Origin of the sequence: Brevibacterium sp. (assembly GCF_031179145.1) — a bacterium.
Lineage (GTDB): Bacteria > Actinomycetota > Actinomycetes > Actinomycetales > Brevibacteriaceae > Brevibacterium.
Genome location: NZ_JAPSIB010000002.1, coordinates 1 through 22,241 on the forward strand (window position 1 = coordinate 1; position 22,241 = coordinate 22,241).

A 22,241-nucleotide genomic window follows, 5' to 3' on the forward strand; every position below is an offset into this window, starting at 1 on the left:
TCGCATCGTGGCGAGAATAGCCCGGTACGCCCGCTTGCAGTTCTCTGTGCGCGATAGAGTGAACGTCCTCCTCCGCCGTTCGGCATATTCGCCGAGGCCGGGGTGCGTCCCCGCGACGAGTTCTGCCAAGACGGTCAGTGCCTCGTCCCCCGTGGCCGCCACCGGCCCGAATCCGTCGTCCTCATAGGAGAAGTAGCCGGGCAGGGTCGTGTGCGCCCCGCCGAAGACCTCCTCCTGGTCGAACTGGTAGTAGAGGACCGACCTGTCGATGAAGGCCGCATCGAAGGCGATCGACGAATAGTCAGTGATGACGACTTCCGAGTCGACAATCGCCTCTTGGATATTCTGCTCGGCGTAGCTGACAACCTCTACCTCGCTCGGCAGATCGAAGCATTCGAGGAACGGTTGGATGTTGGGGTGCGGCATGAAACGGATCCGCAGGTTCTTCGATCGAGCGATGCGCAGGAGTTCCGGCGAAGTGAGCAGCTCCGACCAATTCCGCGCAAAATCGGAACTGCGAAAAGCGCCGATCGCCTCCTGTCTGTCCACCATCTCCGACCTGAGCGAGTCCAGTCCTTTGCGCCAAGTAGGGAACACTGTGACGTACTGCTTGGGTTCGTTGCCCAGGGTCGCATCAAGTTCAGCCAGACGATCAAACCTAGGGAAACCAGTAAGCTCGACTTCCCGACCACTGAACTTGTAACTGCTGTCATCTCCGACAATGGATCGATACTCCGGCTCCGTGGCGGTGAGTATCAATGAGGGGTTTTTGCCATTCAACCAACGGGATAGGTCGTCCTTTGTGACTCCATGCTGTAGAAACACATAGTCCCAGCGAGGAAAGTGACCATTGCTCAAAGTGAATGGTCTGATCACATTCAGGTCGATGTGAGAGGAGATGAATTTCTCCGCATTGAGACAAGCGATCTTCCACAGCCTTGAACCATGTGGAATGAGACGATCAACTCCCTCAGATTTCAGCCTTGACCAATCTGCAGAGTTTGGGTCAACCACGAACCATGCGTTTCGACGAGGATGACGCTTGCGCGTGTATTTGAATAGATGTTCGGCGTTGTCGTTTCCGACTGCCACTCGATCCATGAAGATCCAGGCCCCAGCGAATCGATCTCGGAACCGTTGTGAATTCGCGAGAATCGTCGTGAGCCGATCGTCTAGTGTTGTTCGCTGGCGACGCGGACGGTTTCGTTGAACTGACGCCGGTCGGGCGAACTTTTTGGAGACAACCGCAGGACGAACAGCGAATTGTTCGCGCTCCGGAGCGCCGAACCTCAGCGGCATCAGCTTGCCGTCCAGTCGGATTTCGACGGTACCACGGGAAGAGACCCACAGTGATCTCTCCCTGAGCAAGGGCTTTCCCAAGTATTTGAATGATCGTGTCTTGGCATGCATTGGGCTAGCTTCGAGACCGCGGAACGCCAGCGTCTCCTGAGGCTTCGAACCAGAAAAACGGTAAGTGAGCTTCATGAGCTCTCGAGCCTTGTCGAATCCTGATACCAGTACCTGCTCAGAATGCCAGTCGAGTTTCAGAACGCCGAAGAGCATGACTTCGCGTTGCGCAGGAGAGACTTGAATGATGTCGAACGTACGTATGGCCTCTTCGCTGAGGAGCGAGCGAATAGAGCACAACAGTTGAACAAACCTGTCAGCAATCGACGATGCCAATGCCCCTGTCTTCGGTGAGAGCGAATCTTCACTCCGCAGTACCCAGAACAGATCATAAAGTACGGCATACTGGAGCCACTTGGGCACCTCGCCATCTTCAGCGGCACTCTGGAACAGATCAAGCAGACCGAATTCCAAAACATCCGTGTAACGAGCCGGAGTCGTGCCACTGGTCTGCAGAGTAGAAGTACCGTCTTCTCGCCGTCGGTACAAATATCGAGCATCCGCAGCAAAAATGACAAGTCTGGATCTCTGCGCCAACAGATACAACTGAACGAAATGAGCGTCTTCGAACACGGGACGGATCCGAGGATCAAATCGGACCTTCTCGATCGAGTCCCGACGAAAGAAGGCGGTGGAAGCACTCATCTGAATGTTTCGCGGAAAGCGGTCGAGATCGACCATCTGCGTTCCTCCGCTGAAACGGAACTTGAGAGGATGAGAATCCCCGACCTCACCTTTGGCCTCCCAGAAATCAAAAAGGTGAGTCCCCACCATCACCGCGCCTGGGTTTTCCTTGAGCGACGAGTGCACACGGCCGAGGTACTGCGGGTCGAGTATGTCATCGGGATCGGGAAAGCTCACCCATTCCCCGGTCGCGACGTCGAGTCCTGCGTTCCTCGCGGCGCCCTGGCCGGCATTGGATTGGCGGACGACCGTCACCTCGTAGTCCGTCGCCCAATTGGCGATGAGATCGCCCGACTCATCAGTTGATCCGTCGTCAACGAGGACCACCTGCACTTGCGAGTGATCGAAATCCTGTTCGTCGAGAGACTCGAGGAAGTCCGGCAGGTATCTCGCGACGTTGTAGATCGCTGAGATCAGAGTGAATCGGGACATGTCATTCCTTTGCTGCGAAAGGTCGGAGTTCAGTTCTTCTCGAACGAACTGGGGAACGGGAAGCGGTCCTCGAGGAATTCCGTGAGCTGAGCCGTGAGTGCTTCCGGATCACCGTTGCCGAAGTCCGTGTCGTTGAGACACAGGACGTCGAGGTCCCTGCGCCGGGCAAGGCGATGGAGATAGAGCGCGGCATCCTGCCGGGCAATGTCCATATAGGCGTACCTGATGCCGGCGTCGATCGCCCTGCCCTCTGCATAGGCGTGGAAGTGGTAGAGGCTGGAAGCGATCGAGTAGTCATCGGGGTGGCGGAACTTCGACGCGGACACTGCGTCGAACAGTTCGGGGTTGTTCCGCTCCATCTCGCTGAGCACGGACCTCAGCTGCGGATGCGGCGTGTGCTTGAACTTATGGGAGACGGTCCTCCCATGTGTGGTGAGGATGAACTCGCGACCGTGCTTCGCCGCGGACAGCACGGGCAGATCCCTCGCCGACGGTTCAGCGACATCGAGAGGCGCTGTCGAAGGGAAGAACTTCGACATGCCGTTGCCGGTGAAGAACAGCTCCGGAGACGTCGGCCGCATGAAGAAGAGATCGTCGTTCATGTACAGGTAGTGTTCGCTCAGCCCCTCGATGTGATGGAGCTGCGACTCGATCGCATGGGAGTTGAACACCGGAAGATGGGTCGGATCTCGGAAGATTTCGCGATGATCGACGATGGTGACCTTGGGATTGCTGGTGTCCAGCCACTCGGGAACCTGCTGATCGGTGACGATGAAGACGTGGTTGACCCAGCTCGCGTACGACTCCAGAGAGCGCAGTGAGTACATGAGTTCGTTGCGGTTGGTGAACCGCGATGCGGAGAGTGCGGTGGCGTTGAGCTGAGCTTCATCGGTCATTCCGCGGGCGCTCAGCTGCCGCTTCTTCCACGCGACGTCCGACCCGTCCACCCAGGTGTAGACGACGTCGACGGGGCCTCGCACCGAGTAGATGTCCGGGGCCTCGAACTCGACCTTCCGATCGCGGTTCCTGACAGCGTCGTCCCACATGCCAGGAGTGAGGTACTCGACGAGGATCCGAGGGTTCCGCACCCGACGGTGAAGCGTGCCGGAGACATGCGTGGACCCGTCCACGCGCTGCTCGCGCGGCCCGAGGTGGTCCCAGAACTCGACGATGATGTCCTCGCAAGGCGAGCTCAGTTCGCGTCCGTTCGGAGCATCGACACGGCGCCGGCAGCGAACCCTGGCGATCTCGTCGAATTTCCTCGCCGCCTGGCGCTCAGAGATCCGTCCCAATCGTGTGTCTTCGAACGATCGTTCCCATCCACGAGCCGCAGGCAGTCGATCGAGTGCGCTCAACGTCGTGCGCATTCTCGATCGAGGGACCACCAGAAGCGGGCAGTCCAATCCTCGACGGGGAAGCTCAACGAATTCGATTCCGGCATCCGACAGCTTCTGCCGGATTCTTCGGAGGTTCTCCTCCGTCGCGGACTGGGAGACATGAATGGAGTCGGCGGGTTCGCACTCGAACTTCGCCCTGCCCGGCAAGGCCACGACCGACTGCTTCGCATACTCCTGCCAGTCCAACTCACCGTGCCGAAGTTTCGACACCAGCAGCTTCTGCCGCACGCTCAACCTTGAGGCCACGGTTCCGCGAACCGGAGCGAGAAGCGTCGTGAACATGTCACAATCTCCTGTACATCGCTGGGGAAGACCCGATTTTCCAAACGAGCCTACAGATGTCGTCGCCTTTTACTGACACCAACACACCTATAGTCCACTCTTCTTCTCCAGCACTTCCCGGGCCAGAGCCCAGGAAACCCACAACCCCCTCGTCACGATCGACAGTGACCGGCGGACTCGAGCACCTCAGCGACGCCACCGATTTGACTCATCCTGTCTCGCCCATCTCACCTGCAGAGACAGCTTTAGCGCGCACAGGCAGGTGTCAGCTGTTTCACATCCTCGTCTCCATGTGCGGTAAGCTCGCGGATGCTGTCTAGAGAAACAGAGTCAAAATGACGGAACCAACTTTCCGAACAATTGCCATCGTCCTGTACTTCACAGGCATGCTCGCCATCGGCTGGTTCGCCTACCGCAAGACGAGGAACAGCCTCGACGACTACATGCTGGCCGGGCGCGGTCTGCGTCCCAGCGTCGCCGCGCTCAGCGCCGGTGCTTCTGATATGTCCGGATGGCTGCTCATGGGTCTCCCCGGAGCGATCTACCTCTCCGGTCTGGTCGAAGCCTGGATCGCCATCGGTCTGACTGCCGGAGCCTGGGTCAACTGGAAGTTCGTCGCCCCACGTCTGCGCGCGTTCACGGAGCGGGCCGGTGATTCGATCACGATCCCGAGCTTCTTCGAACAGCGGCTCAAGGACCGCAGTCGCCTGCTGCGCATCGTCTGCGGTGTCATCATTCTGGTGTTCTTCACCTTCTACGTGTCGTCCGGAATGGTCGCTGCAGGCAAGTTCTTCGAGTCGAGCTTCGGGCTCAACTACCTCGCGGGAATGCTCATCGTCGCCGGAATCACGATGCTCTACACACTGTTCGGCGGATTCCTCGGCGCCACTCTCACCGATGTGGCCCAGGGACTGCTCATGTTCGCCGCCCTCATCGCAGTTCCCGTTGTCGCCGTCGTCAACGCCGGCGGTCCGAGCGAGGTCATCTCCAACGTCCGGGAAATCGATCCGGGTCTGCTCAGCCTCTTCGGCAGCGGGCCCTTCTGGGCCGGCGGCACCTATCTGGCTGTCATCTCCGCCCTGGCATGGGGCTTGGGCTACTTCGGGCAGCCGCATATCATCGTGCGATTCATGGCTCTGCGGACTCCGGCGGATGCGACGGTGGCACGACGCATCGGCGTCGGCTGGATGGCGATCTCTGCGCTCGGCGCCATCGCCACCGCGATCGTCGGCATCTCCTACTTCTCTCAGCATGCCGATATGAAGCCGACGGACCCCGAGACGGTGTTCCTCGACCTGGCACAGATCATGTTCCACCCATTCATCGCGGGACTCGTCCTGGCCGCCGTGCTGGCAGCCATCATGTCGACGATCTCCTCACAGCTCGTCGTGTGCTCGTCCGCCCTCATCGAGGATCTCTACAAGATCGTCGCAGAGCGTGCAGGTTCGGAGCGGACGCTTGCGGACAAGACATATGTGCTGCTCGGTCGCCTCGGCGTCCTTGTCGTCGCCGTCGTCGCCGTCCTGCTCGCGCTCTCCCCCTCGAACAGCATCCTCGAGCTCGTGGCCTTCGCCTGGGCGGGATTCGGCGCGTCCTTCGGACCGATCGTCCTGCTCACCCTGTTCTGGAAGAAGCTCTCCAGCTGGGGTGCTCTGGCCGGACTGGCATCAGGTGCCGTCGTCGCCTTCGTCTGGGGTCAGGTCGGCACTCCGCTGACGGAGGCCATCTACGAGATCATCCCCGGCTTCGCCGTCAACCTGCTCGTGGCGGTCGTCGTCAGCAAGCTGACGTACAAGCACGATGCCGAAGCAGACCTCGAATTCGACGAATCCGTCGAGCTCTCGAAGGTCAAATGAGTGAGGCTTGAACGAGACACGAGCGCTTTCGGTGATCTGAACTCCCACCAGTGAACTGAACGCTCCCGGGCCGGAAAGGACCCGACGCACAACTCAGCGGCAGAACCTCCCAGTCTTGGGACGCTCTGCCGCTGAGTGCTTCTCGCGGCAGCGTCTCGGGCGTCGAGAGTACCGGTTCGAACTGAGCGGCCCCCTCATAGCTGGGTCGCTCGAAGTTTGTCGGTCCGCCCGGTGCAGCCGCCGGTGGGAAGTGGTGCTCTCGGCAGCACCTGGTCCGCTCGGCGCCTTACCAGGGAAGCAGGCAGGAGAGGGCTGGGCCCCGGGGAACGCCTGTGCCCCTCGGCCGCACATGTGAGCAGAAGGAGACGCAGGCGGGCAGAGCTGGGCTCCCTCTGCCTCCACCTCCAGACGCACTTCAGGCGGGCACCCAGTGGGTGCCCGCCTGAAGTGTCTCGCCACCATCGAGCCCGTTCCCGGACTCACGGCAGCGTGTGGACCTTACTTGGTCTCGTCTGCAGCTTCGTCGTTCGACGCTTCGGTCGATGCATCTGCAGCAGGATCCTCGGTGTTCTCTGCGTCTGCAGCGGTGTCAGCAGCAGAATCGTCGGCAGCAGCGCTTTCGGCAGCGGCGGTCTCGGTGACCTGCTCCGCTTCCTTCACGGTGGCCTGCTTCGGCGAGTAGGGCTCGAGGACCAGTTCGATGACGGCCATCGGCGCGTTGTCACCGGAACGGGGACCGATCTTGGTGATACGGGTGTATCCGCCAGGACGCTCGGCCATGGTCTCGGCGATCGAGGTGAAGAGCTCGTGCACGATCGACTTGTCGCCGATCTGGCCGAGCACACGACGACGGGCGGCGAGGTCGCCCTTCTTCGCAGCGGTGATGAGGCGTTCCGCCACCGGACGCAGGCGCTTGGCCTTGGTCACGGTCGTGGTGATCTGCTTGTGCTCGAACAACTGGGCAGCCATGTTGTTGAGCATCAAGCGCTCGTGAGTGGGCGAACCGCCGAGGCGGGGACCCTTGGTTGGGGTTGGCATAGTGAGATACTCCTAGGTCTTGATCAGTACTGTTCGTCTTCGACGTAGGACTGGTCCTCTTCAACGAGACCGGATTCGAATCCGGCGGGGCTGTCCTTGAGGCTCAGGCCCAGCTCATTGAGCTTGGCCTTCACTTCGTCGATCGACTTCGAACCAAAGTTGCGGATATCCATCAGGTCGGCTTCGCTGCGAGCAACGAGCTCTCCGACAGTGTGGATGCCCTCACGCTTGAGGCAGTTGTAGGAGCGCACGGTCAGATCAAGATCCTCGATGGCCAGCGCCAGATCGGCGGCCAGAGCCGCGTCAACCGGCGAAGGACCGATCTCGATGCCCTCTGCTTCGACGTTGAGTTCCCGCGCCAGGCCGAAGAGCTCGACCAAGGTCTTACCCGCGGATGCGATCGCATCACGGGGGCTCATCGATGGCTTGGTTTCGACGTCGAGCACCAGACGGTCGAAGTCGGTGCGCTGTTCCACACGAGTGGCTTCGACCTTGTAGGTGACCTTGAGAACCGGGGAGTAGATCGAGTCGACCGGGATCCGGCCGATCTCTGCATCCGCGTTCTTGTTCTGAGCGCTGGAGACGTAGCCGCGTCCACGTTCGATGGTCAGTTCCATGTCCAGCCGGCCTTCGCCGTTGAGCGTGGCGATGTGCAGATCCGGGTTGTGGATCTCGACTCCGGCCGGAGCCGAGACATCGGCAGCGGTCACGGTGCCTGGTCCCTGCTTACGCAAGTAGGCAACGACTGGTTCATCGAACTCCGAGGAGACGACCAGGGACTTCAGGTTGAGGATGAACTCAGTGACATCCTCCTTGACTCCCGGGACGGTGCTGAACTCGTGGAGCACGCCGTCGATCCGGATGGACGTGACGGCGGCACCTGGAATCGACGACAGCAAGGTGCGACGAAGAGAGTTGCCGAGGGTGTAGCCGAATCCTGGCTCCAGCGGTTCGATGGCGAACCGTGAGCGGTTGTCGGAGACGACTTCTTCCGTGAGCGTTGGGCGCTGTGCTATGAGCACGTGGGCTTCCTTTCAGCGAACATCCGCTATATGACGTTCGCACTGCACGTCATGACCCCTGGGGCCATGATGAACGGTTCGGGTATTCGTAGAATCCGCTCTGCAACCCGGGCACGGCTGATGCCGCCCCGGCGGTGCAGATCACACGGAAAGGGTCAGCCGCGGCGGCGCTTGGGAGGACGGCAGCCGTTGAACGGAACCGGGGTGACATCCTGGATGGTGCCCAGCTCCAGGCCGGCGGCCTGCAGGGAGCGGATCGCGGTTTCGCGGCCCGAGCCCGGTCCCTTGACGAAGACGTCGACCTTCTTCAGGCCGTGCTCCTGGGCCCGGCGGGCAGCGGACTCCGCAGCCATCTGTGCGGCGTACGGGGTCGACTTACGCGAACCCTTGAAGCCGACCTCACCGGAGGACGCCCAGGAGATCACAGCACCGGAAGGATCCGTGATCGACACGATGGTGTTGTTGAAGGTGGATTTGATGTGGGCCTGGCCAGCGACAATGTTCTTCTTGTCCTTGCGACGAGGCTTACGCGCTGTTGCGGCGCGTGACTTGGGAGGCATTGATTTTACTCCTGATCGAGGTGGCTGATGCGAGTCAACCGGGTGAGCATGTTACTTCTTCTTACCGGCCACGGTGCGCTTCGGTCCCTTGCGGGTACGCGCATTCGTCTTGGTCCGCTGTCCGCGAACCGGCAGTCCGCGGCGGTGGCGCAGGCCTTCGTAGCTTCCGATCTCAACCTTGCGGCGAATATCGGCGGCCACCTCACGACGGAGGTCACCCTCAACCTGGAATGTGCCCTCGATGTAGTCACGCAGCTGGACGAGCTCTGCGTCGCTCAAGTCCTTCACCCGAGTATCAGGGTTGATCCCGGTTTCCGTCAGGGTCTGGCGCGCACGCGTGCGGCCCACACCATAGATGTATGTCAAGGCGACTTCCACGCGCTTTTCACGCGGAATGTCGACTCCGGCAAGTCGTGCCATAGGTACTAACTCCTGTTGTTGTTACGGAGGTGCTGATGCAGACCTGTCCTTGGGTTCCCAAGGTCCTCGGCCCCCGACCGAAGGTATCGTCCTGCTTCAAGCCGCAAGCGGCTCAAACCAGGGGGCGAGGTCTGCGCGGGTGTGGTGCTGCAGCACCCGAAGGGGGCATAGCCCTTCGCAGGCGCTTCGTTCTGCTCGAAGCTGTGCTCAACCCTGACGCTGTTTGTGGCGCGGGTTGGAGCAGATCACGATGACCCGACCGTGACGGCGGGTGATCTGGCAGTTCTCGCAGATCTTCTTGACGCTGGGCTTAACCTTCATCGTTATTCCTTCTTCCGGCCTGCACCTCTGACAAGGGCGGCTCGAATGATCGAAGATCCTTACTTGTAGCGGTAAACGATCCGTCCACGCGACAGGTCGTAGGGAGACAGCTCCACCACGACACGGTCCTCGGGCAGTATTCGGATGTAGTGCTGCCGCATCTTCCCTGAGATATGAGCCAGCACCTTGTGACCATTGCTCAGCTCAACCCTGAACGATGCGTTCGGGAGTGCCTCGACAACGGTGCCTTCGATCTCAATGACCCCTTCTTTTTTGGCCATATCGTTCGCTAACCTCGTATTCCCGCGAAACCTTCGCGTTCGACGTAATCGTGTATCCCCGACTCAATGTCGGCGACTCCTGTTCTCCCGATCACGCGGATTGGTTCTTCACACCACATGGACGGCCATGGATGACAGATGCCGCCCATAACCGAAAAAGGGTGAGTTGAGTGAGAACAGACCAATCATCAACCCTACACTATGGGCGTTGATCATTCCACATTTCAGCGGTGTCGGCGGTGTGACGTGACTGACGTCGCGCCCGCACCCCGACGAGCACCGCGACGGCGAGCACGAGGAAGCCCATCACCGTGATCCAGGCGAACCCGCCGAGGGCGAGCAGCGGTCCGGCGAGAGCCGCAAGAGCGGCCGCGCCCAAGTTCATCCCCGCATCGGACACACCCTGAACGGGGACCCGGTGCTCGTCGTCGATCTCCGTCGTCAGCAGGGTGGATCCGGCGATGAGGCACGCCGACCACCCCAGGCCGAGTACGAACAGCGAGATCGAGAGTCGGAGGAAGGACGACTCCCCCAGCGCGTCGATGAACCCGAGGACCAGCGCGATCGCGAACAGGCCCTGCCCGAGGCCGATCACCGCCGACGCGGAGTACTTGTCCGTGAGCAGACCGAAGACGGGGGACAGGCCGTACATGCCGAGGATGTGCCCTCCGATTGTGATGCCGATCAGTTCGAGACCGAGACCGTGGTGGTCCATGTGCAGCGGTGTCATCACCATCGTCGAGACCATGATCATGTGACCGGTGACCACCGACAGCAGCCCCTTGAGAGCGCCCGGGGACCGGCGGATGGCGGCCCAGGTCCCGCCTCGGCGAGCAGTGCGTGCCGGGGTCGCGCCGCTCGCCTGAGCCTCGGCGCTGCCGTGAGGCACGGCGGTCAGCGTCTTCATGCACAGGACGCTGACGACGGCGAGGGCGAAGACGACGGTCGAGATGATGAAGGGCCCCGACAGCGGGTCGATTCCCAGTGCCCGTCCCAGCCGGGCCCCCGGCTCGGAGAGATTGGGCCCCAGCACCGATCCGATCGTCGTCGCCCACACGACCACCGACATGGCCGAGCCCCTGAGGTGCTCCGGGGCGGAGTCGGTGGCGGCATAGCGGCTCTGCAGCCCGGAGGCGGTGGCTGCTCCGAAGCAGCCCATCCCGACGAAGAAGAGGATGTCGATTCCGATGATCACGGCGCCGACGATGAGCAGCGCTCCGGCCAGGGCCAGGCCGTAGCCGCAGCTGAGCGCCAAGCGACGCGAACGTCGCACGGCCAGCCGGGCCAGGGGCACGGCGAGGATCCCGGCACCGAGGATGGAGGCCGTCTGCGCGAAACCGGCGAGTTCGGTGCGCCCGGTCAGACGTTCGGCGAGGATCCCGCCGACGGCGAAGCCGGTGGCGATTCCGATGCCGGAGAACAGTTGTGCGAGGCTCAGCGCCCACTGATTGCGACGAAAGGCCGAACTCGTCGCTTCTGCCCTGCTCACCCGCGGCATTCTCGCCCTTTCCCCTGTCCGTTTGTCACGCTCCCCCATCGTCTCACAGCCGCCTTGCTGCCGGCCGCACTCCCGGAACCCGTCACGGTGACATCTCGAGTCGCGAAGCCTGCCGCCGGACGGCCCGCGACTGCTAGCGTGAAACGTGGACAGGATTCATGAGAACACTGCGAACGCTGAAGGACGAGGGATCACGATGCACCAGTTGGATTCGATCACGGAGAGCTCATTGGTGGCCAAGGGCGGCCGCAAATGGTCGAGCTTCCCCGGCAGCCTCGGGGCGTTCATCGCGGAGATGGACTTCGGGGTCGCCCCAGTCGTGCGGGATGCGCTGCGCGAGCTCGACGAGCGCGACCTCTACGGCTATGCCCCCTACGGCACTGTCGCCGACCTCAGACAGGCGACCGCCGACTTCTACGCCGACTGCTACGGCTGGCAGTTCCCGAGCGAGACCGTGGAGCTCGCCAGCGATGTGCTCGCCGGCTTCATCGGGGTCCTCCAGTTCCTCACCCCGGCCGACACCCCCATCGTCCTCCCCACGCCGGCCTACATGCCGTTCTTCGACGTCGCCCGGGTCGTCGGCCGCGAACTCATCCAGGTGCCGATGAAGCGGCAGGAGGACGTCTGGGCGCTCGACCTCGACGCCATCGACGCCGCGCTGACGCCCGGGGCTGTCTTCGTCCTGTGCAATCCGCACAACCCGATCGGCAAGGTCTACACCGAACAGGAGCTGCTCTCCATCGCCGAGGTGGTCGACCGCAACCGAGCGCGGGTCTTCTCCGATGAGATCCATGCTCCGCTCGTCTACTCCCCTGCCCGACACAGGCCCTACGCCTCCCTCACAGACGTCACGGCGTCGCACACGGTGACGGCGACGGCGGCGTCGAAGGCGTTCAACATCCCCGGGCTCAAGTGCGCACAGCTGATCCTGACCAACGACGACGACCGAGCGGTGTGGAAGCGGATGGGCGGATTCGTCTCCGGCGCCGCGTCGAATCCCGGCATCCTCGCCACGACCGCGGCCTACACGAAGGGCGGGGACTGGCTGGCGGAGATCACCGACTACCTGAGGGGAAATCGGGAACTGCTCTCGGACCTCATAGCCGACCATCTTCCCAGGGCCTCCTACATCGCGCCCGAGGGCACGTACCTGGCCTGGCTGGACCTGCGCGGCTACGGCATCGAATCCGACCTGGCCGGGCACTTCACCGCGCACGCGAAGGTCGCGATCACCGAGGGGCGGCTGTGCGGCGAGGTCGGGCAGGGACACATCCGCCTCAACTTCGCCCTTCCCCGTCCTCTGCTCAAGCAAGCGGTGGAGCGCATCGGCGCTGCCGTCGCCTCCTGAGACTGCCCCCTGAGACACCTGAGCGGATCAGCTCGATCGAGCTGATCCGCTCAGTCTGCTCCGGCGACCGTGTCAGTCGACGGGAACCGGGACGATCCCGAAGGGCGCGAGCCCGGCCGCTCCCCCGTCCTCGGCAGTGAGCACCCAGACCCCGCCCTCGTGGCGAGCGACGCTGTGCTCCCAATGACTGGCGCGCGAACCGTCGGCGGTGACGACGGTCCAGTCGTCGCCGAGAGTCCTGCTCTCCGGCGATCCTGCAGTGAGCATGGGCTCGATCGCGAGGCACATCCCCGGTTTGATCCGCGGTCCGTTGGATTTCGCCCGGTAGTTGAGCACCTCGGGCGCCATGTGCATCGACGAGCCGATCCCGTGACCCGTGAATTCCTCCACGAGTCCGAAGTCGGGAGCGTGCTCACTCACGTGGTCGTCGATGGCGTCACCGATGTCGGACACTCGGGTGCCCGTGGCGAAGGCGGCGATGCCGGCCCACATGGCGGCCTCAGTGGCCTGGGACAGCGCCCGATCGACAGCGCTGCCGCAGTTCTCGCCGCCGACGATCATCGTGAAGGCAGAGTCCCCGTGGAAGCCATCGACGATGGCTCCCCCGTCGATCGAGACGAGGTCTCCGGGCTCGAGCACCCGCGAACCCGGGATCCCGTGCACGATCTCCTCGTTGACAGAGATGCACAGCACGGCGGGGAACCCCTGGTAGCCCTTGAAGTTCGACCGAGCGCCCGCCTCGGAGATGACGGCTTCAGCGGCGGCGTCCACCTCCGCGGTGGTGGCTCCGGGAACGGCGGCCCGGCGGGCGGCATCGAGGGCCGCTCGCGTGACGAGCCCCGCTCTGCGCATGGAGCGCAGCTGTGCGGGGCTCTTCAGTTCGATCCTGGGACCGAAGATCATCGAATGACGTCGAGGATGCGGTCGGTGATCGCGGAGACCTCACCGAGGCCGTCGACCTGGCGCAGCAGTCCGCGCTCGCGGTAGACGGCCGTCAGCGGCTGCGTCTGCTCGGCGTAGACGTCGAGGCGATGGCGGATGACGTCCTCGTTGTCATCGCTGCGGCCTTCCTTCTGCGCGCGGGCGAGCAGCCGGGCGACGACCTCGTCGGTGTCGGCGGTGAGCTCGACGACGTGCTCGATCTCCACGCCCTGCTCGGCGAGAATCCGGTCGAGCTCAGTCACCTGCGCGGTCGTGCGCGGGTAGCCGTCGAGGAGGAAGCCGTCCGCAGCGTCGTCCTGGGCCAATCGATCGGCGACCATCTTGTTGGTCACCTCGTCGGGAACGTATTCGCCGGCGTCCATGTAGCGCTTGGCGAGCTGTCCGAGTTCTGTCTCACCCTTGACGTTGGCTCGGAAGATGTCTCCCGTCGAGATGGCCGGGATGCTCAGGGCCTCGGCGAGCCGAGCCGCCTGGGTGCCTTTACCGGCGCCGGGCGGGCCGATCAGGATGATGCGTGAACTCATGAGTGTCCTTCCGTTGGGTGTCCGCGGCTGATCAGCGCAGCAGACCTTCGTAGTGGCGCTGCTGCATCTGCGCGTCGATCTGCTTGACGGTCTCGAGACCGACTCCCACCACGATCAGCAGCGAGGTGCCGCCGAAGGGGAAGTTCTGATTCGCGTTGATGAGGATCAGTGCGATCAGCGGGATCAGAGCGACGAAAGCCAGGTAGAGCGAGCCCGGGAAGTTGATGCGGCTGAGTACATAGCTCAGGTAGTCAGCGGTGGGGCGGCCGGCGCGGATGCCGGGGATGAAGCCGCCGTACTTCTTCATGTTGTCCGCGACCTCCTCCGGGTTGAAGGTGATCGCGACGTAGAAGTAGGCGAAGAAGATCGTCAGCAGGGCGTAGATCGTGATGTAGATCGGATGATCGCCGCGGGTGAAGTAGGTGTTGATCCATTCGACCCACTTCGTCTGCGGATCGAAGAACTGGGCGATGAGGCTCGGCAGGTAGAGGACCGATGAGGCGAAGATCACGGGGATCACGCCGGCCATGTTGACCTTGATCGGGATGTAGGTCGAGGTCCCGCCGAACATCCGGCGGCCGACCATGCGCTTGGCGTATTGGACTGGAATCCGGCGCTGCGACTGCTCGACGAAGACGACGAGTGCGACAAGGACGAGTCCGACGGCGAGGACGAGGAGGAAGATGTCCGGACCCTGCTCGCGGAAGATCGCGCCCAGCGAGGATGGGAACGCTGCAGCCACGGAGATGAAGATGAGCAGCGACATGCCGTTGCCGACGCCGTGCTCGGTGATCTGCTCGCCCAGCCACATGATCAGGCCGGTGCCGGCGGTCAGGGTGAGCACCATGATGGTGATCCCCCACCAGGTGTCGTTGGTGATCAGATCGGTGCAGCCCTCGACGTTGCCGAACAGGGCACCGGAGCGCACTGTGGCGATCAGCGTCGTGGAGTTGAGGATCGCCAGGCCGATGGTCAGGTACCGGGTGTACTGCGTGAGTTTGGCCTGCCCCGAGGCGCCTTCCTTGTGGAGTGCCTCGAAGCGCGGGATGACCACGCGCAGCAGCTGCACGATGATGCTGGCAGTGATGTAGGGCATGATGCCCAGGGCGAAGATCGACAGCTGCAGCAGCGCACCGCCGCTGAACAGGTTGATCATCGCGAAGCCACCGGAGTTCAATTGCGGGGACGCGACGCACTCCTGGACCTGGGAATAGTCGATTCCCGGAGTGGGGATGAACGAACCGAGCCTGAAGATGACGAGGATCCCCAGGGTGAAGAGGAGTTTGTTCCTCAGGTCGGGCGTTCTGAATGCCCTCCGAATTGCGCCGATCAAGCGTCCTCCTCAGTGGGGGATGAAAGTCAGGGTCGCTCTCACGACCAGGAGAATGAGACAAATACCTGCAAAAGACTACCAGGATATGGTCGCCCCCTGCGAAACGGTCGGTGCCGCGGTATGCGGGGACGACGAAGGGACGGCCACCGAAGTGACCGTCCCCTCATGCTGTCCCTCACTCCCCCTGTGACCAGGGGGCGTGCGGATCAGGCTTCGGTGGCGTTGCCGCCTGCAGCCTTGATCTTCTCCAGCGCGGAGCCGGAGAACTTGTCCGCAGTGATGTTCAGGGCCACGGTGATCTCACCGGTGCCGAGAACCTTCACGGGCTGCTTCGGACGCACAGCACCCTTGGCCACCAGATCGGCGACGGTGACGTCACCGCCTTCCGGGAACAGGGCTGACAGCTTGTCGAGGTTGACAACCTGGAACGTCACCTTGGCGGGGTTCTTGAACCCACGCAGCTTCGGCAGACGCATGTGCATCGGGGTCTGTCCACCCTCGAAGCCGTGCGGAACCTGGTAACGGGCACTGGTGCCCTTGGTTCCGCGGCCGGCGGTCTTGCCCTTGGAGCCTTCACCACGACCCACACGGGTCTTGGCGGTCTTGGCGCCGGGGGCAGGACGGAGATCGTGGACCTTGAGTGCGTCGTTGTTCGACATATCAATCCACCTCTTCCACAGTCACGAGGTGACGCACGACGTTGATCATTCCCCGGATCTCCGGGCGATCTTCATGCACCACCACATCGTTGATCCGCTTCAGCCCGAGCGAACGCAGCGAGTCCCGCTGGTTCTGCTTGCCGCCGATGTCGGATTTCCGCTGGGTTATCTTGAGCTTTGCCATCAGGCCTTCGCCCCGCTTTCAGCAGCCGCACGCAGGAGAGCGTGAGGAGCGACCTCGTCCACGGGCAGTCCACGGCGAGCCGCGACTTCCTCGGGGCGCTCGAGGCTCTGCAGAGCCTTGATCGCAGCGTGGACGATGTTGATTGCGTTCGAGGATCCCAGCGACTTGGACAGGATGTCCTGGACGCCGGCGCAGTCGAGGACTGCACGCACGGGACCACCGGCGATCACACCGGTACCGGGGGCAGCCGGACGGAGCAGGACGACGCCTGCCGCGGCTTCACCCTGAACCGGGTGCGGAATGGTCTTCTGGATGCGGGGAACGCGGAAGAAGTTCTTCTTCGCCTCCTCGACACCCTTGGCGATGGCGGCAGGAACTTCCTTCGCCTTGCCGTAGCCCATGCCGACCATGCCGTCGCCGTCACCGACCACGACGAGAGCGGTGAAGGAGAACCGACGTCCACCCTTGACCACCTTCGACACGCGGTTGATCGTGACGACGTGCTCGATGAACTGGCTCTTCTCCTCGCGGTCACCGCGACCACCGCGTCCGCGGCCATCGCCACGTCCACGGCCCTGGCCGCCCTGACCGCCCTGGCCGCGACCGTCACCGCGACCGCGGCCTCCGCGGTCACCGCTGTTGTCGTTGCGGGTCTCGGCAGCAGGTGCCTGCTGCTCTTTGTTCTCTTCAGTGCTCATAGGGCCAATCCTCCTTCACGGGCACCTTCGGCGATCGCCTGCACGCGACCGTGGTAGGCGTTGCCGCCTCGGTCGAAGACGACGGATTCCACGCCGGCTTCCTTGGCGCGCTGAGCGACCAGCTCGCCGACCTTGCGGGCCTTGCTGGTCTTGTCTGCCTCGAGTGCGCGCAGGTCGGCTTCCATGGTGGAGGCCGATGCCAAGGTCTTGCCGACGGTGTCGTCGATGACCTGGACAAAGACGTGGCGCGTGGAACGAGTCACTGAGAGACGAGGGCGTTCCGCCGTACCGCTGACATGCTTGCGCAGACGAACGTGACGACGCTTGCGGGCCGCAGCCCTGCCCTTGCCGTAGCTTTCCTTCTTGCCAAAGGCCATCTCTACTTACCAGCCTTTCCGACCTTGCGACGGACATTTTCGCCGGCGTAGCGCACACCCTTGCCCTTGTAGGGCTCAGGCTTGCGCAGCTTCCGGATGTTGGCGGCGGTCTCGCCGACCAGCTGCTTGTCGATGCCGTGGACAGCCAGCTTGGTCTGCCCGTCGACGGTGAAGGAGATTCCCTCAGGCGCCTCGACGGTGATCGGGTGGCTGTAGCCGAGGGCGAACTCGAGGTTCGATCCCTTGGCCTGGACACGGTAACCGGTGCCGACGATCTCGAGGCCCTTCGAGTAGCCCTCGGTCACACCGATGACCATGTTGTTGATCAGGGTGCGGGACAGCCCGTGCAGCGAACGGGATTCCCGCTCGTCGTTCGGACGGGTCACGGTCACGACACTGTCGTCGAGCGATACGGTGATCGGCTCGGCGATGGTGACGGACAGTTCTCCCTTGGGTCCCTTGACCGCGACGTCCTGGCCGTCGATCTTGACCTCTACGCCACTGGGAACGGAGATCGGGTTCTTGCCAATACGTGACATGTCTTCTCTCCTTCCTTACCAGACGTAGGCGAGGACTTCCCCACCCACACCCTTCTTGGCGGCCTGGCGGTCGGTCAGGAGACCTGACGACGTCGACAGGATGGCGATGCCGAGTCCACCGAGGACCTTGGGCAGGTTGGTCGACTTCGCGTAAACGCGCAGACCTGGCTTCGACACACGGCGCAGGCCGGCGATCGAACGCTCACGGTTGGGACCGAACTTGAGGTCCAGGCGAAGGGTCTTCCCGACCTGAGCGTCTTCGACGCTCCAGCCGGTGATGTAGCCTTCGGTCTTGAGGATCTCGGCGATGTTGGATTTCAGCTTCGAGAACGGCATGCTGACGTCCTCGTGGTAAGCCGAGTTGGCGTTCCGCAGACGTGTCAACATGTCTGCGACTGGATCAGTCATTGTCATTTGGGCTCTAGCCCTTCCTCGTCACGGTTTCCGCCCACAATCTGTGCTTGGACCTGCGACGTAGCGATTAGTTTGTCTTGAACGGGAACCCGAGGTGACGCAGCAGTGCACGTCCCTCGTCGTCGGTCTTCGCTGTGGTCACAACGGTGATATCCATACCTCGGACGCGGTCGATCCGGTCCTGGTCGATCTCGTGGAACATGGACTGCTCCGTGAGACCGAAGGTGTAGTTACCGTTCCCGTCGAACTGACGATCCGAGAGTCCGCGGAAGTCGCGGATACGCGGAAGAGCCAGAGTGATGACACGGTCAACGAACTCCCACATCCGAGCGCCGCGCATGGTGACGTGGGCTCCGATGGGCTGACCTTCGCGCAGCTTGAACTGGGCGATGGACTTCCGTGCGCGGGTCACGATCGGCTTCTGACCGGTGATCAGAGTCAGATCGTTGATTGCGCCTTCGATCAGCTTCGAATCGCGTGCTGCGTCACCCACACCCATGTTCACGACGACCTTGGTCAGTCCGGGAACCTGCATCGGGTTGGCATAGTTGAACTCGTCCTGCAGCTTGGCCACGATCTCTTCGCGGTAGAGCTGCTTGAGGCGTGGCGCTGGACGGTTGGTGGTTGTCTCCGTCATCAGATCTCCTCCCCGGTACGACGCGAGTAGCGGACCCGGATGGTCTTGGTGCGACCATCGCGTTCCACGGTCTCCTCGCGGTATCCGACGCGGGTGGGCTTGTTGTCCTTGGGATCAACGAGCGCCACGTTGGACACGTGGATGGGGGCTTCGTGGGTCTCACGGCCGCCGGCGGAGCCGCCGGCCTGAGTCTGCGTAGCCTTCTTGTGCTTGATCACGCGGTTGACGCCCTCAACGAGGACGCGATTGCGGTCGGGGTAGACGGCAAGGACCTTGCCCTGCTTCCCACGGTCGCCACCACGTGACTGACGGGCGCCGGCGATCACCTGGACGAGGTCGCCCTTCTTGATCTTGAGCTTGTTCGCCATGCTCACAACACCTCCGGTGCCAGGGAGACGATCTTCATGAACTTCTTGTCACGCAATTCGCGTCCCACGGGCCCGAAGATACGGGTTCCGCGCGGCTCGCCATCGTTCTTGAGGATGACTGCTGCATTCTCGTCGAACTTGATGTACGAACCGTCCGGACGACGGCGTTCCTTGGCGGTGCGAACGATGACGGCCTTGACGACGTCACCCTTCTTCACGTTGCCGCCGGGGATTGCGTCTTTGACGGTTGCCACGATGGTGTCACCGATCGAGGCGTAGCGCCGACCGGAACCGCCGAGGATCCTGATGGCCAGGATCTCCTTCGCTCCGGTGTTGTCGGCGACTTTGAGTCGCGACTCCTGCTGAATCACTTTTCTCTCCTGTCGTCGCGCCGGTTCTCACGCTGATGCGCATGAGCCTTGCGGAACGGATTTTCGGACATTTCACCCCGTTCCCGGTAGCCGCCCACGGCTTGAGTCAAGCCGTGGGCGGGACCGGGTGGGAGGGGTGGCGTTGGCTTACTTGGCGCGTTCGATGATCTCGACGAGCCGCCAGCGCTTCGCGGCCGAGACCGGACGCGTTTCGGCCACGAGGACGAGGTCACCGACACCAGCGGTGTTCTCCTCATCGTGAACCTTGATCTTGTTCGACTTGCGCAGCACCTTGCCGTAGAGGCGGTGCTTCACGCGCTCCTCGACCTCGACGACGATGGTCTTCTGCATCTTGTCGGAAACGACGTAGCCACGCACAGTCTTGCGCGAGTTGCGCTCCTCAGGCTTGGCCTCGGGATTCGTGGACTCAGTCATCACTTGTCCTCTTCCTTGGCGTCAGCGGGGTTAGGACGGATCGCCAGCTCCCGCTCATTGAGCACGGTGTAGATGCGAGCGATGTCGCGGCGCACAGCCTTGAGTCGACCGTGGTTCTCCAGCTGACCGGTGGCCGACTGGAAGCGCAGGTTGAAGAGCTCGGCCTTGGCCTTCTTGAGCTCTTCGGCCAGACGCTCGTTGTCGAAACCGTTCAGTGCGTCCATGGACAGGTTCTTGGAACCGATAGCCATACTCACTCACCACCTTCGCGGGCCACGATGCGGGCCTTGAGCGGAAGCTTGTGGATCGCCAGGCGCAGGGCCTCGCGAGCAACTTCCTCGGACACACCGGCGAGTTCGAACATCACTCGGCCCGGCTTGACATTGGCGACCCACCACTCGGGCGAACCCTTACCGGAACCCATGCGGGTCTCAGCAGGCTTCTTCGTCAGCGGTCGGTCCGGGTAGATGTTGATCCACACCTTGCCGCCACGCTTGATGTAGCGCGTCATGGCAATACGTGCGGCCTCGATCTGCCGGTTGGTGACGTAGGCGGGCTCGAGAGCCTGGATGCCGTAGTCACCGAAGGACACCGTCGTGCCACCCTTCGCAGCGCCGCCCCGCTTGGGGTGGTGCTGCTTGCGGTACTTCACTCGACGAGGGATCAGCATTGGTCAGCCCTCCGATCCGGCCTCAGCCGCAGGGGCTTCGGCGCTGTTATCAGTCGTACGGGCCTGGTCATTGCGACGCGGTGCTGCTGCGCCTTCCTGACCACGACCACGGCCGCCACGGCCGCGCCCACGGCCACGGGGGCCACGAGCTGCAGGAGCCTTCGCCTGCTCGGCGGCAAGCTCCTTGTCGGTCATATCGCCCTTGTAGATCCACACCTTGACGCCGATGCGTCCGAATGTGGTGTGCGCCTCGTGGAAGCCGTAGTCGATGTTCGCGCGCAGGGTGTGCAGCGGCACACGACCTTCGCGGTAGAACTCCGACCGGCTCATCTCAGCACCGCCGAGGCGACCCGAGCACTGCACGCGGATGCCCTTGGCACCTGCACGCTGAGCGCTCTGGATGGCCTTGCGCATTGCGCGGCGGAACGCCACGCGGCTGGCCAGCTGCTCGGCAACACCCTGAGCGACGAGCTGCGCGTCGATCTCCGGGTTCTTCACCTCAAGGATGTTGAGCTGAATCTGCTTGCCGGTCAGCTTTTCGAGCTGACCGCGGATGCGGTCGGCTTCGGCTCCACGACGTCCGATCACAATGCCCGGACGGGCAGTGTGGATGTCGACCCGAACACGGTCACGGGTGCGCTCGATGTTGACCTTCGAGATGCCAGCGCGCTCAAGGCCCTTGGTCATCATCTGACGGATCTTCACATCTTCGAGCACGTAGTCGCTGTAGCGCTGACCCGGCTTGTTCGAGTCAGAGAACCACTTCGACTTGTGATCCGTGGTGATTCCGAGTCGGAATCCGTTTGGATTGATCTTCTGGCCCATTAGCGGTTCCCCTTCCGGCTCTTGCGCTGAGGCAGGTCGTCACCGCTGGCCAGGACCACAGTTACGTGGCTGGTGCGCTTCTCAATGCGGAAAGCACGACCCTGGGCACGCGGACGGAACCGCTTCATGGTTGGACCCTCGTCAACGAAAGCTTCCGAGACGACCAACTCGTTCTCATCGAACGCAACGCCTTGCTCGTCCGCCTTGACACGCGCATTCGCGATGCCGGAGGCAACGAGCTTGTAGATCGGCTCTGAGGCCGACTGTTCTGCAAACTTCAACACTGCAAGTGCTTCGGTCGCCTGCTGACCACGAATGAGGTCGATGACGCGCCGAGCCTTGCGAGGCGTAACGCGCAGGTACCGCGCCTTAGCCTTGGCTTCCATCGCTTCCTTCTCTCTTCTCTAGGATCGAAAGAGTGCCCCGCATCAGCGGCGGCGACCCTTGCGATCGTCCTTTTCGTGGCCACGGAACGTCCGTGTAGGTGCGAACTCGCCAAGCTTGTGTCCGACCATCGCTTCAGTGATGAAGACTGGCACGTGCTTGCGTCCGTCATGTACGGCGATGGTGTGTCCCAGGAAATCCGGGATGATCATCGAGCGACGAGACCAGGTCTTGATTACGTTTTTGGTGTTCTTCTCGTTCTGACGAGCCACCTTCTGGTACAGGTGTTCATCGACGAAAGGACCCTTTTTCAGGCTACGAGGCATAAGTCAGTA

General features: G+C 62.5%; 29 protein-coding genes. 2 read left to right on the forward strand and 27 right to left on the reverse strand.

Going from position 1 to position 22,241, the window contains the following annotated elements; translation table 11 throughout:
* Together RIT73_RS01950 and RIT73_RS01955 are read right to left on the reverse strand one after the other, a co-directional pair.
* The coding region (locus RIT73_RS01950; protein WP_309130375.1) for a glycosyltransferase at positions 1 to 2,523 on the reverse strand (2,523 nt) is incomplete at its 3' end.
* 29 nt (positions 2,524 to 2,552) lie between these two features.
* Positions 2,553 to 4,202 (reverse strand): stealth family protein, encoded by a 1,650-nt coding sequence (locus tag RIT73_RS01955; RefSeq protein WP_309130376.1) that lies wholly within the window; start codon positions 4,200 to 4,202, stop codon positions 2,553 to 2,555.
* 335 nt (positions 4,203 to 4,537) lie between these two features.
* Here RIT73_RS01955 and putP point away from each other — a divergent pair, with 335 nt between their 5' ends.
* Positions 4,538 to 6,058 carry a sodium/proline symporter PutP gene (gene putP, locus RIT73_RS01960; protein ID WP_309130377.1) on the forward strand — a complete coding sequence of 507 codons (1,521 nt, stop codon included), beginning with the start codon at positions 4,538 to 4,540 and terminating at the stop codon, positions 6,056 to 6,058.
* Positions 6,059 to 6,556: 498 nt separating this feature from the next.
* Here the strand turns inward: putP and rplQ are convergent, their stop codons facing one another.
* The 7 genes from rplQ to RIT73_RS01995 all read right to left on the reverse strand — a co-directional run bounded on the left by rplQ (position 6,557) and on the right by RIT73_RS01995 (position 11,189).
* Positions 6,557 to 7,096 carry a 50S ribosomal protein L17 gene (rplQ, locus tag RIT73_RS01965; RefSeq protein WP_309130378.1) on the reverse strand — a complete coding sequence of 180 codons (540 nt, stop codon included), beginning with the start codon at positions 7,094 to 7,096 and terminating at the stop codon, positions 6,557 to 6,559.
* A gap of 23 nt (positions 7,097 to 7,119) precedes the next feature.
* Entirely contained in the window at positions 7,120 to 8,118 is a 999-nt protein-coding gene (locus RIT73_RS01970) for a DNA-directed RNA polymerase subunit alpha (protein WP_309130379.1), read from the reverse strand.
* A gap of 155 nt (positions 8,119 to 8,273) precedes the next feature.
* Positions 8,274 to 8,678: a 30S ribosomal protein S11 gene (rpsK, locus tag RIT73_RS01975; protein ID WP_113905458.1), complete on the reverse strand. Its 405-nt coding sequence runs from the start codon at positions 8,676 to 8,678 to the stop codon at positions 8,274 to 8,276.
* A gap of 51 nt (positions 8,679 to 8,729) precedes the next feature.
* A complete protein-coding gene (rpsM, locus tag RIT73_RS01980; protein ID WP_009379249.1) occupies positions 8,730 to 9,098 on the reverse strand; it encodes a 30S ribosomal protein S13 in 369 nt (122 codons plus the stop codon).
* 207 nt (positions 9,099 to 9,305) lie between these two features.
* Positions 9,306 to 9,419 carry a 50S ribosomal protein L36 gene (gene rpmJ / locus RIT73_RS01985; protein WP_009884960.1) on the reverse strand — a complete coding sequence of 38 codons (114 nt, stop codon included), beginning with the start codon at positions 9,417 to 9,419 and terminating at the stop codon, positions 9,306 to 9,308.
* A 59-nt stretch (positions 9,420 to 9,478) separates the two neighbouring features.
* Positions 9,479 to 9,700, reverse strand: a complete 222-nt coding sequence (gene infA, locus RIT73_RS01990; protein ID WP_025777906.1) for a translation initiation factor IF-1 — start codon at positions 9,698 to 9,700, stop codon at positions 9,479 to 9,481.
* 199 nt (positions 9,701 to 9,899) lie between these two features.
* Positions 9,900 to 11,189 carry an MFS transporter gene (locus RIT73_RS01995; RefSeq protein ID WP_375294964.1) on the reverse strand — a complete coding sequence of 430 codons (1,290 nt, stop codon included), beginning with the start codon at positions 11,187 to 11,189 and terminating at the stop codon, positions 9,900 to 9,902.
* A 205-nt stretch (positions 11,190 to 11,394) separates the two neighbouring features.
* On the opposite strand from RIT73_RS01995, the gene RIT73_RS02000 reads away from it, so the two are divergent.
* Complete coding sequence (locus tag RIT73_RS02000; protein ID WP_309130381.1) at positions 11,395 to 12,546, forward strand: aminotransferase class I/II-fold pyridoxal phosphate-dependent enzyme; 1,152 nt, start codon at positions 11,395 to 11,397, stop codon at positions 12,544 to 12,546.
* A 72-nt stretch (positions 12,547 to 12,618) separates the two neighbouring features.
* Here RIT73_RS02000 and map read toward each other — a convergent pair whose 3' ends face one another.
* The 18 genes from map to rpsS all read right to left on the reverse strand — a co-directional run bounded on the left by map (position 12,619) and on the right by rpsS (position 22,232).
* Complete coding sequence (gene map / locus RIT73_RS02005) at positions 12,619 to 13,449, reverse strand: type I methionyl aminopeptidase (RefSeq protein WP_309130382.1); 831 nt, start codon at positions 13,447 to 13,449, stop codon at positions 12,619 to 12,621.
* Complete coding sequence (locus tag RIT73_RS02010; protein WP_309130383.1) at positions 13,446 to 14,012, reverse strand: adenylate kinase; 567 nt, start codon at positions 14,010 to 14,012, stop codon at positions 13,446 to 13,448. Before RIT73_RS02010 ends, map begins: the two co-directional genes overlap by 4 nt.
* Before the next feature lie 31 nt (positions 14,013 to 14,043).
* Positions 14,044 to 15,345, reverse strand: a complete 1,302-nt coding sequence (gene secY / locus RIT73_RS02015) for a preprotein translocase subunit SecY (RefSeq protein ID WP_309130384.1) — start codon at positions 15,343 to 15,345, stop codon at positions 14,044 to 14,046.
* 206 nt (positions 15,346 to 15,551) lie between these two features.
* Positions 15,552 to 16,004, reverse strand: a complete 453-nt coding sequence (gene rplO / locus RIT73_RS02020) for a 50S ribosomal protein L15 (RefSeq protein WP_309130385.1) — start codon at positions 16,002 to 16,004, stop codon at positions 15,552 to 15,554.
* A 1-nt stretch (position 16,005) separates the two neighbouring features.
* Positions 16,006 to 16,188, reverse strand: coding sequence for a 50S ribosomal protein L30 (gene rpmD / locus RIT73_RS02025; RefSeq protein ID WP_309130386.1), 183 nt, complete (start codon positions 16,186 to 16,188; stop codon positions 16,006 to 16,008).
* Positions 16,188 to 16,886 (reverse strand): 30S ribosomal protein S5, encoded by a 699-nt coding sequence (gene rpsE / locus RIT73_RS02030; RefSeq protein WP_309130387.1) that lies wholly within the window; start codon positions 16,884 to 16,886, stop codon positions 16,188 to 16,190. The genes rpmD and rpsE overlap by 1 nt, the downstream gene beginning before the upstream one ends.
* Positions 16,883 to 17,263: a 50S ribosomal protein L18 gene (gene rplR, locus RIT73_RS02035; RefSeq protein WP_309130388.1), complete on the reverse strand. Its 381-nt coding sequence runs from the start codon at positions 17,261 to 17,263 to the stop codon at positions 16,883 to 16,885. Before rplR ends, rpsE begins: the two co-directional genes overlap by 4 nt.
* 2 nt (positions 17,264 to 17,265) lie before the next feature.
* On the reverse strand, positions 17,266 to 17,802 hold the full coding sequence (rplF, locus tag RIT73_RS02040; protein ID WP_309130389.1) for a 50S ribosomal protein L6: 537 nt from the start codon (positions 17,800 to 17,802) through the stop codon (positions 17,266 to 17,268).
* Positions 17,803 to 17,817: 15 nt separating this feature from the next.
* Positions 17,818 to 18,216: a 30S ribosomal protein S8 gene (rpsH, locus tag RIT73_RS02045; protein ID WP_309130390.1), complete on the reverse strand. Its 399-nt coding sequence runs from the start codon at positions 18,214 to 18,216 to the stop codon at positions 17,818 to 17,820.
* 67 nt (positions 18,217 to 18,283) lie between these two features.
* Complete coding sequence (gene rplE / locus RIT73_RS02050) at positions 18,284 to 18,853, reverse strand: 50S ribosomal protein L5 (RefSeq protein WP_309130391.1); 570 nt, start codon at positions 18,851 to 18,853, stop codon at positions 18,284 to 18,286.
* Entirely contained in the window at positions 18,853 to 19,221 is a 369-nt protein-coding gene (gene rplX, locus RIT73_RS02055; RefSeq protein ID WP_309130392.1) for a 50S ribosomal protein L24, read from the reverse strand. Before rplX ends, rplE begins: the two co-directional genes overlap by 1 nt.
* 2 nt (positions 19,222 to 19,223) lie before the next feature.
* Entirely contained in the window at positions 19,224 to 19,592 is a 369-nt protein-coding gene (gene rplN / locus RIT73_RS02060) for a 50S ribosomal protein L14 (protein ID WP_009379205.1), read from the reverse strand.
* Between the two features lie 147 nt (positions 19,593 to 19,739).
* The gene (gene rpsQ / locus RIT73_RS02065; protein WP_309130393.1) at positions 19,740 to 20,027 is read right to left on the reverse strand and encodes a 30S ribosomal protein S17; all 288 of its coding nucleotides are present in this window, start codon (positions 20,025 to 20,027) and stop codon (positions 19,740 to 19,742) included.
* The gene (gene rpmC / locus RIT73_RS02070; RefSeq protein WP_309130394.1) at positions 20,027 to 20,278 is read right to left on the reverse strand and encodes a 50S ribosomal protein L29; all 252 of its coding nucleotides are present in this window, start codon (positions 20,276 to 20,278) and stop codon (positions 20,027 to 20,029) included. Before rpmC ends, rpsQ begins: the two co-directional genes overlap by 1 nt.
* Before the next feature lie 2 nt (positions 20,279 to 20,280).
* Complete coding sequence (gene rplP, locus RIT73_RS02075) at positions 20,281 to 20,697, reverse strand: 50S ribosomal protein L16 (RefSeq protein ID WP_113905442.1); 417 nt, start codon at positions 20,695 to 20,697, stop codon at positions 20,281 to 20,283.
* 3 nt (positions 20,698 to 20,700) lie between these two features.
* Positions 20,701 to 21,522 carry a 30S ribosomal protein S3 gene (gene rpsC, locus RIT73_RS02080; protein WP_309130395.1) on the reverse strand — a complete coding sequence of 274 codons (822 nt, stop codon included), beginning with the start codon at positions 21,520 to 21,522 and terminating at the stop codon, positions 20,701 to 20,703.
* A complete protein-coding gene (gene rplV, locus RIT73_RS02085) occupies positions 21,522 to 21,908 on the reverse strand; it encodes a 50S ribosomal protein L22 (protein WP_309130396.1) in 387 nt (128 codons plus the stop codon). The genes rpsC and rplV overlap by 1 nt, the downstream gene beginning before the upstream one ends.
* 42 nt (positions 21,909 to 21,950) lie before the next feature.
* Positions 21,951 to 22,232 (reverse strand): 30S ribosomal protein S19, encoded by a 282-nt coding sequence (gene rpsS, locus RIT73_RS02090; RefSeq protein WP_113905439.1) that lies wholly within the window; start codon positions 22,230 to 22,232, stop codon positions 21,951 to 21,953.
* Positions 22,233 to 22,241: the final 9 nt, after the last annotated feature.

Excerpts from the sequence above, each read along its gene's own strand:
- RIT73_RS01955 (WP_309130376.1), bottom strand. The coding sequence starts at position 4,202 with ATGTTCACGACGCTTCTCGCTCCGGTTCGCGGAACCGTGGCCTCAAGG.
- putP (WP_309130377.1), top strand. The coding sequence starts at position 4,538 with ATGACGGAACCAACTTTCCGAACAATTGCCATCGTCCTGTACTTCACA.
- rplQ (WP_309130378.1), bottom strand. The coding sequence starts at position 7,096 with ATGCCAACCCCAACCAAGGGTCCCCGCCTCGGCGGTTCGCCCACTCAC.
- rpsK (WP_113905458.1), bottom strand. The coding sequence starts at position 8,678 with ATGCCTCCCAAGTCACGCGCCGCAACAGCGCGTAAGCCTCGTCGCAAG.
- rpsM (WP_009379249.1), bottom strand. The coding sequence starts at position 9,098 with ATGGCACGACTTGCCGGAGTCGACATTCCGCGTGAAAAGCGCGTGGAA.
- rpmJ (WP_009884960.1), bottom strand. The coding sequence starts at position 9,419 with ATGAAGGTTAAGCCCAGCGTCAAGAAGATCTGCGAGAACTGCCAGATC.
- infA (WP_025777906.1), bottom strand. The coding sequence starts at position 9,700 with ATGGCCAAAAAAGAAGGGGTCATTGAGATCGAAGGCACCGTTGTCGAG.
- RIT73_RS02000 (WP_309130381.1), top strand. The coding sequence starts at position 11,395 with ATGCACCAGTTGGATTCGATCACGGAGAGCTCATTGGTGGCCAAGGGC.
- map (WP_309130382.1), bottom strand. The coding sequence starts at position 13,449 with ATGATCTTCGGTCCCAGGATCGAACTGAAGAGCCCCGCACAGCTGCGC.
- RIT73_RS02010 (WP_309130383.1), bottom strand. The coding sequence starts at position 14,012 with ATGAGTTCACGCATCATCCTGATCGGCCCGCCCGGCGCCGGTAAAGGC.
- rplO (WP_309130385.1), bottom strand. The coding sequence starts at position 16,004 with ATGTCGAACAACGACGCACTCAAGGTCCACGATCTCCGTCCTGCCCCC.
- rpmD (WP_309130386.1), bottom strand. The coding sequence starts at position 16,188 with ATGGCAAAGCTCAAGATAACCCAGCGGAAATCCGACATCGGCGGCAAG.
- rpsE (WP_309130387.1), bottom strand. The coding sequence starts at position 16,886 with ATGAGCACTGAAGAGAACAAAGAGCAGCAGGCACCTGCTGCCGAGACC.
- rplR (WP_309130388.1), bottom strand. The coding sequence starts at position 17,263 with ATGGCCTTTGGCAAGAAGGAAAGCTACGGCAAGGGCAGGGCTGCGGCC.
- rplF (WP_309130389.1), bottom strand. The coding sequence starts at position 17,802 with ATGTCACGTATTGGCAAGAACCCGATCTCCGTTCCCAGTGGCGTAGAG.
- rpsH (WP_309130390.1), bottom strand. The coding sequence starts at position 18,216 with ATGACAATGACTGATCCAGTCGCAGACATGTTGACACGTCTGCGGAAC.
- rplE (WP_309130391.1), bottom strand. The coding sequence starts at position 18,853 with ATGACGGAGACAACCACCAACCGTCCAGCGCCACGCCTCAAGCAGCTC.
- rplX (WP_309130392.1), bottom strand. The coding sequence starts at position 19,221 with ATGGCGAACAAGCTCAAGATCAAGAAGGGCGACCTCGTCCAGGTGATC.
- rpsQ (WP_309130393.1), bottom strand. The coding sequence starts at position 20,027 with ATGACTGAGTCCACGAATCCCGAGGCCAAGCCTGAGGAGCGCAACTCG.
- rpmC (WP_309130394.1), bottom strand. The coding sequence starts at position 20,278 with ATGGCTATCGGTTCCAAGAACCTGTCCATGGACGCACTGAACGGTTTC.
- rplP (WP_113905442.1), bottom strand. The coding sequence starts at position 20,697 with ATGCTGATCCCTCGTCGAGTGAAGTACCGCAAGCAGCACCACCCCAAG.
- rpsC (WP_309130395.1), bottom strand. The coding sequence starts at position 21,522 with ATGGGCCAGAAGATCAATCCAAACGGATTCCGACTCGGAATCACCACG.
- rplV (WP_309130396.1), bottom strand. The coding sequence starts at position 21,908 with ATGGAAGCCAAGGCTAAGGCGCGGTACCTGCGCGTTACGCCTCGCAAG.
- rpsS (WP_113905439.1), bottom strand. The coding sequence starts at position 22,232 with ATGCCTCGTAGCCTGAAAAAGGGTCCTTTCGTCGATGAACACCTGTAC.